Raw genomic sequence first — 12364 nt, 5'->3', positions numbered from 1 at the left:
GTCTGCAAAAGCGGGCGCTTACTTCAGGATTTCGTCGCGCGTGACATTCAGGTACACGGCTACGTCGTCCATGCTCTCGACCTGCGACAGCTGGACATAGTGGTGCTGGCCGTCGGTGCTGTCGTTCTTGGTCAGCTTGAGCTGTTCTGCGCCTTCCATATGGTCCACCGTGCCGACGTGCTCACCGTTGACATCCTTGACCTGGAGGTGGTCGCCTTCCTTGGCGAGGCGGTCCTTGAGGTCCTGGGCGATGCGGTCGCTGATCTGGGTGTCTTGGGTCATGGGGCTAGGCTATGGGGCGCGCGTGGACCTGGGATGACAGTCAGCTTCAGGCGGGCGTTAGGGAAAATTGACCGAATCTGTAGGTCAGAGGAAGCTTCATTTGGGCCCTCCCCGGATGGCCTAGAGGTCAAGTTCGTGCGGGTTCGCCCAAGTGCCCGCCCAGCTCGGCCCGCACGACCATCAGCCCCTGCCCGAGCAGGTTCTGGCCCCAGGCCTGCCAGGAATTTTCGGCCTGCGCCTCACTGAACCCGATGCCCCAGATCCGGTCGTTGGCAGCGGCCTCCACGAGTTCGGCGTCACCGGTCTCCAGCAGCACCCGCCGCAGCGCCGCATTCTGTCCGAATTTCAGCCGCAGCATGTCCAGCGCGGCCCCGAAGCGGGCCTCCATCCACGCCCCCTCGCTAAAGGGCGTGACCCGGCGGCCCAGCGCTTTGCACTCGCCGGGTGAGGTGGCCCTCAGGATGGCCTGCCGCGTCGCCTCGTCCCCGAACAGGGCCGCCTTGCGGGCCATCAGGTACTGCTCGGCCCAGCGGTAGGTCTCGCCGCCGTCGGTAAAGACACTCGGATGGAAATTGGAGAACGGGTGCGCTGTCCGGTAGAAGTAGAGGGTGGCCGTCATGCCCCTACGGTGGCGCCCGCGCACCGCCAGGGCAATCGGCCGGATGAGCTAGGCCAGATCACCCTTTTGAACCCTGGGGAAGCGCTTGCCGTCGGGACTGGCCAGCGCCACATAGATCGTTGATGAGGTGGTCGTCGAGCAGCGCCGCACCGGTCAGGTCTGCGAGGTCCAGCCCCACCGTGCGTGTGCCACTGCCGGGCCGGGCGACCAGCAGGCACACGAGAGGCGCGTCATCCCGCACCCCGCGCCCACAAAAGCAGGTCGCCGTCGTCCGCTGTCCAGCCGGTGCCGACGCGCACGAACCCGGTCTTTTCCAGCACGCGGCCGCTGGCGACGTTGCCCGTGGCCGTCTGGGCCGTCAGACGGTGGACGCCGCCTGTGGCGAGCAGAGAGTCGCACAGCGCTCCCACAGCCTCGGCGGCGTAGCCCTGACCCCAGGAGGCCGGAGTAAAGCCGTAACCGATTTCCAGGTCGCCCGCCGCGTCCCGCCCACCCTTCGCGCCGAGCTGGCCTATGACCTCGCCGTCCCCGCGCCGCACCGCGACAAAGGTCAAGCTGGCCTCGGCCCGCCCGGAGGTCGTCAGTTCCCGCAGCAGCGCCGGAAACATCGCCAGCGCGTCGCCCGGCCACTCGGGGCCGAAGTGCAGCGTCCGCTCGCCCCCTGGGCCCTGGTCGTCCAGCGTGAATTCGGCCCGCTCCAAGCGGTGCTCAATCATCTCGCGGCTCAGGGGAAGCAGCCGCAGCCGGGGCGTGTTCAGCAGGGGCATGGAGGCAGCATACCGGGCACGAATGCCGCGAAGGGCTATCCTGGGCAGGATGACGAAAGACGGCGGCAAGAAAGACAACAAGGCGGCGCAGTACGGCGTGACGCCCCAGAGCGTGGACTTCAACGACTGGTACAACGAAGTCGTGAAGAAGGCCGACCTAGCCGACAACTCCCCGGTGGCGGGCGCGATGGTCGTGCGGCCCTACGGCTCGGCCCTGTGGGAAAACGTCGTGCGCTGGCTCGACGACCGCTTCAAGGCGACGGGGCACGAGTCGCTGATCTTCCCGACCCTCATTCCGATGAACTTCATCATGAAGGAGGCCGACCACGTCGAGGGTTTTGCGCCCGAGCTCTTCACGGTGAACAAGATCGGCACCGAGGAACTGGCCGAGCCCTACGTCATGCGCCCCACTTCCGAGACGATCATCGGGCACATGTGGAGCGGCTGGCTCAACTCGTACCGCGACCTGCCCTTCCTCCACTACCAGTGGGGCAGCGTGTTCCGCGCCGAACTGCGTACCAAGGCCTTCCTGCGCACCTCCGAGTTCTACTGGCACGAGGGCCACACCGCCCACGCCGACGAGCGTGAAGCGCGCGCCGAAGTGCGCATGATCCTGGACCTGTACCACGAGTTCTGCCGCGACGTGCTCGCCCTGCCCGTGGTGCGCGGCGAGAAGACCGCCTCCGAGCGCTTTGCCGGGGCCGTGTCCACCTACTCCATCGAGGGCATGATGCGCGACGGCAAGGCGCTGCAGTCGGGCACCTCGCACTACCTGGGCCAGAACTTCTCCAGGGCTTTCGAGGTGAAGTTCCAGACGCGCGAGCAGAAAGAAGAGTTCGCGCACACGACCTCCTGGGCGATTTCCAGCCGGATCATCGGGGCGATCATCATGACGCACGGCGACGACTCCGGCCTGATCATGCCGCCCCGCATCGCGCCCATTCAGGTCGTCGTGATTCCGGTGGGCCGCAAGGACAACTTCGACGAGATGGTCGCCGAGGGCGAGAAGCTGGCCGGCGAACTGCGCGCCGCCGGAGTGCGCGTGAAGGTGGACAAGCGTGACGGCGTGACCAACGGCTTCAAGTACAACGACTGGGAGCTCAAGGGCGTGCCGGTGCGCATCGAACTCGGCCCCCGCGATCTGGAGCAGGGCGTGGTCGTGGTCAAGAACCGCCACGGCGACGAGAAGGAGACCCTGGCCCGCGCCGAGGTGGTGAGCGGCATGGCCGCCCGCCTGGACGCGGCGCACGACTGGCTGCTGAAGCGGGCGACCGACTTCATGCTCAGCAACACCGTCACGGTGGATACCTACGAGGAGTTCAAGGCGGCCATCGAGGCGGGCAAGTGGGTACGCGCCTTCCACTGCGGCGATCCCGAGAGCGAGCGGGCCATCAAGGAAGACACTAAGGCGACCGCCCGCAACGTGCCCCTGGACGACGCCGAATTCTTCGCGGAGCCGGAGGAGGGCGTGTGCGTGCATACCGGTAAGCCCGCCGCCTACGGCAAGCGCGTGATCTTCGGCCGGCAGTACTGAGGCGCGCGGGGAGGAAGCAGGCCTGAATCCTGGCCCACGGCTTCCCCTGTCTCCGGGACCAGGTTCCTGCACGGCGCGGGGGCCCGGTCTTTTTGCCGTCCGCACATCCCCTGGCCCGCTGCCCACTTTCATACTGGGGCATGACCCAGACCTCCGACGCTGCCCTGCGCCAGCACGTCCGCGCCCTGCTGACCGACCGGCAGGCCCACCTGATGTTCGGCGACGTGGTCGAGGACTTCCCCCTGGCCCGCATGAACGACCGCGTGGACGGTCTGCCCTATTCGGCCTTCGAGGTGCTGTGGCACCTGCGCTTCACGCAGCGCGACATCCTGAATTTCGTGCGGGATGGGCCGTATGAGGAGGTCGAGTGGCCCCAGGGCTACTGGCCCCACCGCCAGGACGCTACGGAGGCCGAGTGGCACGCCGAGACGGCCGCCTTCCACGCCGACCTCGCCGCGCTGCTGGAGCTGCTGGACGACCCGCGGACTGACCTGTTCGCCGTAGTGCCCAACGGCCGGCCCCCAGAAGGTGAGGGTCAGACCTGGCTGCGGGAATTTCTGCTGGTGGCTGACCACAATGCCTACCACCTCGGCGAACTGCTCGTCCTCAGGAGGCTGCTGGGCGGCACCTAGGCGCCTATTCGGCGTCCGCCGAAAGGGCGCGCAGCTGCTCCGCGGCATCCCTGGAGACGAAACCGCCGTGGTAGGTCTGGATGCCTGCCGGGGCCAGGGCGGCCAGGGCGCGCACACTCCGCGCCGCCTGCGGAAGGTCGGGCGTGAACTGGGGGTTTGGACCGTGCAGCGTGCCGTCCTGGCTGGTCAGGGCGTCACCCGAGATCAGGACGCCGTCCTTCTCGACCAAGAAGCTGAGGTGCCCCACCGTGTGGCCGGGCGTCGCTACGACGCGCACACCGCCCGCGAGGTCCAGCACCTCACCGTCTTCCAGCACCCGGCTCACGCGGATCTCCTCCAAGCCCCCAAGTGGGGGCGCGGCCGGGCGCTTCTGCGGAGACTGCTGGCCCTGCACGAACGGCACTTCGGCGGCCGAGGCCCAGACCTCCGCGCCGCTCTCCCGCACCACGTCGGGCAGCAGGCCGATATGGTCGAGGTCGTGGTGCGTGACCAGCACGCGCCGGATATCCGCCAAGGCCACTCCTTCGGCCGCGAGTGCCGCGCGCAGCAGCTCCAGCATTCCGGGAAATCCGGTGTCCACCAGGGTCGGTCCCTGCACCGGGTCCAGGATGAGCGAGAGATTCAGGGTGGTCGGCGTTCCCGATGGCGGTGTGGCGCTCAGGGCGATGTCGCGGACGTGTGCACTCAGGATCATGCGCCGAGGCTAGGCAGCGCGGCGCGTCCTGGCAAGGGCTGCCCTTCGCCGTTTCTTCAGGTCGCGCGGCGGGCAGGGGGCGGGGGCGCGGCGGCCGGGCGGGTCACGCTCGTCAGGACGCTGCGGTACTCGCCCGGCGTGATGAGCCCCATCGCCATGGCATGGCTCGCGGCATTCAGGCTGTCGGCGGCCAGCACGAGGTCCACCCCGGACCCCCGCACCTGCTCGCGCAGTTTCATGACGGCAGCGTCCGTACCCGCGTCGCTCACGTCGCGGATATAGACCGCCAGCACCCGCCCCGGATGGCGCTGCACGACCTCCGAGTAGATGACCGGGTCCTGCTCGCCGCTGTCGCCCACGAGCACGAACTTCAGGTCCGGGTAGCGGGTGAACAGCCGCTCGATGATCTCGTGCTTGTAGCCCCCGTGCCCGCCCAGCAGGTCCACGCCCCAGTTGCGCAGAAAGAGCGGCCCCAGCGGAATGCGCCGGTAATCCAGAAACTGCCACAGCAGGTCGAAGAAATTCCACGGACTGCTCGACACGTAGAAGATCGGGTTGCGCGCCGCGCCCTCGCGGGTCAGGGCGCGGTACAGCGCCCCGACACCGGGAAAGGGCGCGCGGGTGCGGGCGTTGCCGGTCAGGACCGTCATGAGCATCCGCGGCAGGCTGGTCACGTCCGACTGCAAAACTGTGTCGTCCAGGTCGCTGATGATGCCGAACCGGGCCTGCTCGACCACCTGCGCGCGCCCCAGCGCCGCCAGCTCGCGGCCCTCGATACTCAGCGCCACCTCGTGCCAGCCGCCCACCAGGGGAAGGGCGGGAACGAAAGTCAGGGTGAAGTAGCCGTCCGAATCGCTCACCGCGCGGACCAGGGTGTCGCCCAGCCGCCCGATCACCTCGACGCCGCTGACCTCGCGCGAGAACATGCGCCGCAGGATGTTGCCGAAATTGCGCCAGCGCGGGTCGGCCTTTCTGGGCGGTTTGAGGGTACGGGGCAGCAGTACCCGGCCGGTCAACTCGACGGTGTGCGGGGTCCCCCAGCCCACATAGGGCTGTAGCAGCAGCTGGCCCCGGCGGCGGCGTGGCTGCAGCACCCGGCTGATGCCCCGGTCGGCGGCCATCACACCGCGTTCAACGACGGGCAGCAGCAGCTTGAACAGCGTCTTGGCCGGATTCACCCGCACAGTGTAAACACCGGGCGGCTCCGGGCGGCTCCGGCCGTCACCCGCTGGCCGCTCAGGCTTCACTTAGTCTTCCCGGAACGCGTCCGGTCTCCCGGAGACGACCCCGTGGTCCGCACGGCGTTTCCGTAGCGCCGGGCGATGACCACGCGGCGCACCAGCAGGTCGCCCAGGCCCGGCCACAGGGCGTCGAACAGGGCGAGCAGGCGGTAGACCCGCGGCACGGTCACTTCCCGCCGGGGGCGGCGCAGCACGTCGGCGACCGCGACGGCCACCACCTCCGGCCCCGGCATAGGAAGCCGGGCGCCGGCGGTCATTTCGCTTCTGACAAACCCCGGCGCCACCAGACTGACCTCGACCCCGCTGCCCAGCAGCTCGCGCCGCAGCGCCAGCGAAAAGCCGCGCAGCCCGAATTTGCTCGCGCTATACAGGCCCTGGGTCGCCACCCGGCCCGCCACCGACCCGATGTTCACGAGGTGGCCCGAGCCGCGCGCGCGCATCTCGGGCAACACGAGGCGCGTGAGCTCGACCGGCGACTCCAGATTGACCCGCAGCACCCGCAGCGGGTCGGGGTCGTCCCACCACCAGCCGCGCTCGACGGTCACGCCCGCATTGTTGACCAAAACGTCGATGCGCCCGAACTGCGCGTGGGCCGCCGCCACCAGGGCGCGGCGCGAGGCGTCGTCCGTCACGTCGGTCGGCACCGCCAGAACCCGCGACCCGCTGGGGTCGAGCTCGCGGGCCAGCGCGGCCAGGTCGTCCGCGCGCCGCGCCGCGAGCACGAGCGCGTACCCCCGCGCCGCGAGTTCCTGCGCCGTCGCCCGCCCGATGCCGCTCGACGCTCCGGTCAGGACCACGACCGGGCGCCGCGCCGCGCCTTCCCCTCCAGATGCCGAACCGCTGGTCATGCCCGATGCTAGAGCACCCGGCCCTCTGGCGCTCCGCCCCCCGCCGTTCTCAGGCGCGCATCAGGCTGGAGCGCGAGACTGGCGGGCATGTCCGCCCTATCCCGCCGCCTGGGTGCCCTGGCCCTGTGCTCCGGCGCGCTGCTGGCCGGCGCCGGAGTGACCGCCCAGACCATTCCAGCCACGGCGCCCACCACGGCGTCGCCCGTCCCCGCTGCCCTGCCCGAGCTCTCGCCCCTGGCCCCGCGCCCGGCCGCAGCGCCCGTCCTGACGCCTACACCGGTCCTGCCCACGCGCCCGGCCCAGAGCGCACCTGTAGGCGCTCTGCCGGCCGGGTTTTCGGCCACACCGGCCGATCCCCTCTATCCGCGGCAGTGGAACCTGCGGGCGGTCCATGCGGACGGGGCGTGGGCACTGCTACGGGGGCAGACTCTCTCGCCGGTCACGGTGGCCGTGCTGGATACGGGGTACGTGCCCTCGGCCGAACTGGGAACGCGCCTCGTGCCCGGCTACGACTTCGTGTCGGACCCGGCGCGTGCGGGCGACGGCGACGGGCGCGACCGCAACCCGGCGGCGCTGGGGACCTATGCCTACCACGGCGAGGGAATCGCCGGGATCATCGCGGCCGCGCACGACGGCCGGGGCATGGCGGGCCTGGACCCGCGCGCCCGCGTCCTGGCCGTGCGTGTGGCCGGCGCCGACGGCATGATCGCGCCGCAGGACCTCGCCGACGCGCTGCGCTGGGCCGCCGGACTGCCGGTGGCGGGCGCGCCGGCCAACCCCGCCCCCGCCCGCATCCTGAACCTCAGCCTGTACGCCGACTTCGTGCCGCTGACCGACTGCGACGCCCGCGTGCAGGCGGCGGTGGACGCCGTGACGGCGCGGGGCGCCCTGGTCGTCGCCGGAGCAGCGAACGACGGCGCCGACAGCCGGGGCTACTCGCCGGCCGGCTGCCGGAACGTGCTGACGGTCACGAGCGCCACCGAAGCCGGCACCCGCCCTGCCTATGCCAACTGGGGCCGCAGCGTATCGCTGGCCGCGCCCGGCGGCGAACCGGGGCACGGGGTGGTCGTGAGCAGCGTCAGCGGTCCCGGCGGTGTACGCGACCCCAACGGCACGAGTTTCGCCGCGCCGCACGCCTCGGGGGTGGCGGCCCTGCTGCTCGCGGCGCGCCCCAACCTCACCCCCGCCGCGCTGCGTGACCTTCTGACCCGCACGGCCACGCCCTTTCCCGGCGGGCGCTGCGATCCCGACCCCCTCAAGAGCTGCGGCAGCGGCACCCTGAACGCCGAAGCGGCGCTGCGGGCGGCGCTCGCCCTGCCGCAGAGCAACCGCACCAGCCGCTGAGCGTGCGGCGGGCTGGGAGCCGGGACGCCTGACCAGCTCCGGCCCGCTAGCCTGGACGCATGAGGACCGACTCTTGAACGCGCCGGCCTGGCGCATCTGGCTCATCGCGGCGCTGATGTGCGGCTGGGGCATGCTGAGCATCCGCTTCGTGCAGAAGGGCGATACGGCCCTGGCCCTGATGTGCCTGTTGCTGCTCGTCGCCAACGGCGTCACCCTGTGGCGCCTGACCCGCCGGGGCAAATAGACGGGTTGCCGGAACGGACGCGGCCCCCCTCCTAACATGGAAGGGGGGCCGCGTCCGTCCTATCCCCTCTGCATCGCGGGCATGGGGGTCGGGCTGGGCAGGCCCGGCGTGTCCGGGTTATCCGTCGGCATGGGATCAGGCATGCCGGGGGTGTCCGGATTGACCGGAGGATCCATGATGGGACCGGTGTCCTCACGGCCGGGCATCTGCTCGGGGGTGGGCGAGGGCATGTCGGTCGGCTCGCTGGCCGGGGCCGGGGGGCTGTCGTAGGGTCCGGTCATAGGCGTACCTCCTTGAACTGGGTAGATCCAGTGTGCCGCCCACCCGGCTGCGGAGGCTGACAGACACCTAAAGGCGTCTTGAGGTGCCCGCGTTCAGGAACCCGCACCGGCCTCCACCGCGCCCGGCTCGGCCTCCTCCAGTACGGCGCGGGCAGTCGTCTCGTCCACGATCAGGGTGCGGATCAGGCCGCCGCACAGGGCGGCGCGCAGCGCCGGCGCCTTGCCGGGGTCGGCGACCACACACACCGTCTGCGGATGGTCGCGTACCCACGACAGTTCCGGACCGCTGCTGCGGGCGTTCAGGTCGATGCCCGAGGCGCGGCCGTCGGCGCGGTAGAACACGGTGGCGATGTCCCCCACCGCCCCCTGACGTTCCAGGCCCGCGAGATCCTCGGCGTCGAGGTACCCGGCCACATGCACATGGCTGGGCGTGGACGCGCTGAAACTGCCCACGCTGAACATGAGAAGTTCGGCCGCGCGCTGCAACTCCAGAACGTGCCCCACGCTGCGCTCGCGCCACATGGCTTTACGGGTCGCGGGATCGTCGAAGAAGGTCGGCACCGGAAACAGGTATGACCGCCCCCCGCAGGCGTGAGCAAAGCGCGAGAAGGTATCGGCCACGAACCCGCTGCTGAAATCCAGGGCGCTGGCGCTGCCGTTCAGTTGCACGAACTGCGTCTCAGGCAGGGCGCGCGGTGTCAGGGCGCGGCTCACGGCGTCGAGGGTATTGCCCCAGGCCAGGCCCACCGTCATGCGCGGGCGCAGGTGCGCGCCCAGCCAGTGTGCGGCCGCCTGCGCGACCCGCTCCATGCGGGTGGCCCGCGGGCTGCCGTGCCCCGGACTGCCGGCGGGCAGGCTCACCACATGGGGCTGCAGGCCCGGCCAGCGCGCCCGCAGGCCAGCTTCCAGATGCTGGGGATGGGCCTGTGGATCGTGAATACGGATTTCGACCAGCCCGGTGCGCCGCGCCAGGGTCAGCAGACGCGACACGCGCGGACGCGACACCCCCAGTTCGCGGGCGATGGCATCGGTGGTCAGGCCCTGCTGGTAGTACAGCCGCGCCACCTGGACCGCCTGCACCACGTTGGGGTCGGCCGCGTCCGGAAGGGGCGAGGTGAGAGACGAAGCGTCGGACATATGACGCTCAGCATAAGAGTCCGGGGCACCTTTGACCGGTCGTCCAGAACACCGGGAATGGAAGCGCCTCCACACTGCACAAGTGTTCAGACACTCTTGACAGATGTTCAGCGGCATGGCAACGTACCCTCAACCACAATTTTTTCTGCCCGGCAGCGGGCAGCGCTCATCCGGCATGAGGGGCCGGGGGCAGGGGGAGGACGTATGAAATTTACGGCGGCGCAGGAATTTGTAGCGGAGCTGATCGGCACGATGGTGCTGATCCTCTTCGGATGCGGGGTGGTGGCGATGGTGGTGCTGTTCGCCAGCACCGACCCCGTCATTCCGGGGCAGATCGTCAACGGCGGCTATACCAACATCACCCTGGGCTGGGGCTTCGCGGTCCTCATGGGCATCCTGATCTCGGGCGGCATCAGCGGGGCGCACCTGAACCCGGCCGTCACGCTGGCGCTGGCCGTCACCAAGCGCTTTCCGTGGAGCAAGGTCGCGCACTACGTCGCCGGACAGATGATCGGCGCCTTCCTAGGCGCGGCCATCGTGTTCGCGGTGTACTACGCCAAATGGATCCAGTTCGACCCCGGCCTGGAAAGCACGACCGGCGTCTTCTCGACCTTCCCGGCCATCGCAGGCTCCTTCTGGCCCGGCATGGTGGACCAGATCGTGGGGACCGCCCTGCTGGTCGCCCTGATCCTCGCCATCGGCGACAAGCTGAACAACCCGGTCGCGGCGAGCTGGGGACCGCTGGCGGTGGCCTTCGTGGTCATGGCCATCGGCATGAGCTTCGGGGCGATGCACGGCTACGCCATCAACCCCGCGCGTGACCTCGCGCCGCGCCTGTTCGCGCTCGTCGCCGGGTTCAAGAACACGGGCTTCGAGAACGGCGTGTGGATCGTGCCGGTGATCGGGCCGCTCATCGGGGGCGTCGTGGGCGCCCTGATCTACGACGCGCTGCTGGGCCGCGCCCTGACGCGCGCCGACGAGAGCGCCCGCCAGCTGACCGACCAGCAGGGTGTAGACCCCGAATTCAACCTCAAGCGCTAAGGCGACCCGACGGAGAACCTGACCATGACCAGCCAGAACCAGTACATCCTCGCCCTCGACCAGGGCACCACCAGCAGCCGCGCCATCGTCTTCAGCCACGACGGCAGCATCAAGGCCTCGGCCCAGAAGGAATTCCGCCAGATCTTCCCCAGGCCCGGCTGGGTCGAGCACGACGCGGGCGAAATCTGGAGCACCCAGAGCGGCGTGATGCAAGAAGCCCTGAGCAGCGCGGGCATCCGCGCCAGCGACGTGGCGGCCATCGGAATCACCAACCAGCGCGAGACGACCCTCATCTGGGACCGCACGACCGGGCAGCCCATCCACAACGCCATCGTGTGGCAGGACCGCCGCACCGCCGGCTACTGCGACGAACTGCGCGCCCAGGGCAAGGCCGAGGTGTTCCAGCAAAAAAGCGGCCTCGTGCTCGACGCCTACTTCTCAGGCACCAAGGTCAAGTGGCTGCTCGACAACGTCGAGGGCGCGCGTGAAAAGGCCGAGCGCGGCGAGCTGGCCTTCGGCACGATGGACTCGTGGCTCGTCTACAAGCTGACCGGCGGCGAGCGCCACATCACCGACGTGACGAACGCCAGCCGCACCCTGATGTGCAATATCCACACCGGCGAGTGGGACGACGAACTGCTGGAGATCCTGGGCGTGCCGCGCAGCCTGCTGCCCGAGATCCGCAGCAGCAGCGAGGTCTACGGCGAGACGAGCCAGGGCCTGCTGGGCGCGCAGGTCAAGATCGCCGGGATTGCCGGCGACCAGCAGGCGGCGACCTTCGGGCAGGTCTGCCTGGAACCCGGCATGGCCAAGAACACCTACGGCACCGGCTGCTTCATGCTCATGAACACCGGCAAGGAAGCCGTGCCCAGCGAGAACCGCCTGCTGACGACCATCGCGTGGCGTCTGGGCGACGGCCCGATGGAGTACGCCCTGGAAGGCAGCGTCTTCGTGGCGGGCGCGGTCGTGCAGTGGCTGCGTGACGGCCTGAAGATCATCCGCAGCAGCAGCGAGATCGAGGCGCTGGCGAGCAGTGTGGACAGCACCGACGGCGTGATGCTCGTGCCCGCCTTCGTGGGTCTGGGCGCACCCTACTGGGACAGCTACGCCCGCGGCACCATCGTCGGCATGACGCGCGGCACCACCCACGCGCACATCGCCCGCGCGGCGCTGGAGGCCATCGCCTTCCAGTCGGCCGAGCTGCTCGAAGCCATGCAGAAGGACAGCGGTTCACCTCTCAAGGAACTGCGCGTGGACGGCGGCGCGAGCAACAACAACCTGATGATGCAGTTCCAGGCCGACATCCTGGGCGTGCCGGTCGTGCGCCCCAAGGTGACCGAAACGACGGCGCTGGGCGCGGCGTACCTCGCCGGGCTGGCGGTCGGCTTCTGGCAGAGCGAGCAGGAGATTGCCGCCCAGTGGCAAGAAGAGCGCCGCTTCGAGCCGCAGATGGAGGCCGCCGAACGCGAGCGTCTGATGCGCCGCTGGAAGCAGGCCGTCGAGCGTTCGCGCGCCTGGGCCGAGGAAGACAGCCAGGCCTGAGCCCCTGTCCCCTGCTGCGCCCCCGCTTCCCTCGCCGGGAGCGGGGGCGCGACTCTTAAGAAACGGCGACCTTCAGCCCCCTTGAACATCCGTTCAGAATGCTTGAACATATGTTCAAAGTGTTTTCAGGCGGACAGACCGGTGCGCCTCTCTCTCTT

At 69.5% G+C, this 12364-nt stretch carries 14 protein-coding genes; 6 read left to right on the top strand and 8 right to left on the bottom strand.

Annotation, left to right across the window (positions count from 1 at the left end; translation table 11 throughout):
- Positions 1-18 precede the first annotated feature (18 nt).
- The 3 genes from ASF71_RS07135 to ASF71_RS07125 all read right to left on the bottom strand — a co-directional run bounded on the left by ASF71_RS07135 (position 19) and on the right by ASF71_RS07125 (position 1668).
- Positions 19-282: a DUF2171 domain-containing protein gene (locus tag ASF71_RS07135; protein WP_082505687.1), complete on the bottom strand. Its 264-nt coding sequence runs from the start codon at positions 280-282 to the stop codon at positions 19-21.
- Between the two features lie 127 nt (positions 283-409).
- On the bottom strand, positions 410-901 hold the full coding sequence (locus tag ASF71_RS07130; RefSeq protein ID WP_056297235.1) for an NADAR family protein: 492 nt from the start codon (positions 899-901) through the stop codon (positions 410-412).
- Positions 902-1131: 230 nt separating this feature from the next.
- Positions 1132-1668 carry a GNAT family N-acetyltransferase gene (locus ASF71_RS07125; RefSeq protein WP_056297232.1) on the bottom strand — a complete coding sequence of 179 codons (537 nt, stop codon included), beginning with the start codon at positions 1666-1668 and terminating at the stop codon, positions 1132-1134.
- 49 nt (positions 1669-1717) lie between these two features.
- Here ASF71_RS07125 and proS point away from each other — a divergent pair, with 49 nt between their 5' ends.
- Positions 1718-3202, top strand: a complete 1485-nt coding sequence (gene proS, locus ASF71_RS07120) for a proline--tRNA ligase (protein ID WP_056297227.1) — start codon at positions 1718-1720, stop codon at positions 3200-3202.
- Between the two features lie 140 nt (positions 3203-3342).
- Positions 3343-3834 (top strand): DinB family protein, encoded by a 492-nt coding sequence (locus tag ASF71_RS07115; RefSeq protein WP_056297224.1) that lies wholly within the window; start codon positions 3343-3345, stop codon positions 3832-3834.
- 4 nt (positions 3835-3838) lie between these two features.
- On the opposite strand, the gene ASF71_RS07110 is transcribed toward ASF71_RS07115, so the two are convergent.
- The 3 genes from ASF71_RS07110 to ASF71_RS07100 all read right to left on the bottom strand — a co-directional run bounded on the left by ASF71_RS07110 (position 3839) and on the right by ASF71_RS07100 (position 6617).
- The gene (locus ASF71_RS07110; protein ID WP_056297221.1) at positions 3839-4528 is read right to left on the bottom strand and encodes an MBL fold metallo-hydrolase; all 690 of its coding nucleotides are present in this window, start codon (positions 4526-4528) and stop codon (positions 3839-3841) included.
- Between the two features lie 56 nt (positions 4529-4584).
- Positions 4585-5706, bottom strand: coding sequence for an App1 family protein (locus ASF71_RS07105; RefSeq protein WP_056297218.1), 1122 nt, complete (start codon positions 5704-5706; stop codon positions 4585-4587).
- 65 nt (positions 5707-5771) lie between these two features.
- Positions 5772-6617 (bottom strand): SDR family oxidoreductase, encoded by an 846-nt coding sequence (locus ASF71_RS07100; protein WP_056297215.1) that lies wholly within the window; start codon positions 6615-6617, stop codon positions 5772-5774.
- 87 nt (positions 6618-6704) lie between these two features.
- On the opposite strand from ASF71_RS07100, the gene ASF71_RS07095 reads away from it, so the two are divergent.
- The gene (locus tag ASF71_RS07095) at positions 6705-7961 is read left to right on the top strand and encodes a S8 family serine peptidase (protein WP_056297213.1); all 1257 of its coding nucleotides are present in this window, start codon (positions 6705-6707) and stop codon (positions 7959-7961) included.
- Positions 7962-8034: 73 nt separating this feature from the next.
- Complete coding sequence (locus tag ASF71_RS24700) at positions 8035-8205, top strand: hypothetical protein (RefSeq protein WP_200939677.1); 171 nt, start codon at positions 8035-8037, stop codon at positions 8203-8205.
- A gap of 59 nt (positions 8206-8264) precedes the next feature.
- Here ASF71_RS24700 and ASF71_RS07090 read toward each other — a convergent pair whose 3' ends face one another.
- A complete protein-coding gene (locus ASF71_RS07090; RefSeq protein ID WP_056297211.1) occupies positions 8265-8486 on the bottom strand; it encodes a hypothetical protein in 222 nt (73 codons plus the stop codon).
- A gap of 93 nt (positions 8487-8579) precedes the next feature.
- On the bottom strand, positions 8580-9623 hold the full coding sequence (locus tag ASF71_RS07085; RefSeq protein WP_056297207.1) for a sugar-binding transcriptional regulator: 1044 nt from the start codon (positions 9621-9623) through the stop codon (positions 8580-8582).
- 204 nt (positions 9624-9827) lie between these two features.
- On the opposite strand from ASF71_RS07085, the gene ASF71_RS07080 reads away from it, so the two are divergent.
- On the top strand, positions 9828-10664 hold the full coding sequence (locus tag ASF71_RS07080) for an MIP/aquaporin family protein (RefSeq protein ID WP_056297204.1): 837 nt from the start codon (positions 9828-9830) through the stop codon (positions 10662-10664).
- 24 nt (positions 10665-10688) lie between these two features.
- Complete coding sequence (gene glpK, locus ASF71_RS07075; RefSeq protein ID WP_056297202.1) at positions 10689-12206, top strand: glycerol kinase GlpK; 1518 nt, start codon at positions 10689-10691, stop codon at positions 12204-12206.
- Positions 12207-12364 lie beyond the last annotated feature (158 nt).

It is taken from the genome of Deinococcus sp. Leaf326, from assembly GCF_001424185.1.
Classification (GTDB): Bacteria; Deinococcota; Deinococci; order Deinococcales; family Deinococcaceae; genus Deinococcus.
The sequence above is the reverse complement of the archived record's forward strand: the minus strand, read 5'-3'. Positions and strand labels throughout refer to the sequence as shown.

Bases quoted from the DNA above. Each gene is read 5' to 3' on its own strand.
- ASF71_RS07135 (WP_082505687.1), bottom strand. From the start codon at position 282: ATGACCCAAGACACCCAGATCAGCGACCGCATCGCCCAGGACCTCAAG.
- ASF71_RS07130 (WP_056297235.1), bottom strand. From the start codon at position 901: ATGACGGCCACCCTCTACTTCTACCGGACAGCGCACCCGTTCTCCAAT.
- ASF71_RS07125 (WP_056297232.1), bottom strand. From the start codon at position 1,668: ATGCCCCTGCTGAACACGCCCCGGCTGCGGCTGCTTCCCCTGAGCCGC.
- proS (WP_056297227.1), top strand. From the start codon at position 1,718: ATGACGAAAGACGGCGGCAAGAAAGACAACAAGGCGGCGCAGTACGGC.
- ASF71_RS07115 (WP_056297224.1), top strand. From the start codon at position 3,343: ATGACCCAGACCTCCGACGCTGCCCTGCGCCAGCACGTCCGCGCCCTG.
- ASF71_RS07110 (WP_056297221.1), bottom strand. From the start codon at position 4,528: ATGATCCTGAGTGCACACGTCCGCGACATCGCCCTGAGCGCCACACCG.
- ASF71_RS07100 (WP_056297215.1), bottom strand. From the start codon at position 6,617: ATGACCAGCGGTTCGGCATCTGGAGGGGAAGGCGCGGCGCGGCGCCCG.
- ASF71_RS07095 (WP_056297213.1), top strand. From the start codon at position 6,705: ATGTCCGCCCTATCCCGCCGCCTGGGTGCCCTGGCCCTGTGCTCCGGC.
- ASF71_RS07090 (WP_056297211.1), bottom strand. From the start codon at position 8,486: ATGACCGGACCCTACGACAGCCCCCCGGCCCCGGCCAGCGAGCCGACC.
- ASF71_RS07085 (WP_056297207.1), bottom strand. From the start codon at position 9,623: ATGTCCGACGCTTCGTCTCTCACCTCGCCCCTTCCGGACGCGGCCGAC.
- ASF71_RS07080 (WP_056297204.1), top strand. From the start codon at position 9,828: ATGAAATTTACGGCGGCGCAGGAATTTGTAGCGGAGCTGATCGGCACG.
- glpK (WP_056297202.1), top strand. From the start codon at position 10,689: ATGACCAGCCAGAACCAGTACATCCTCGCCCTCGACCAGGGCACCACC.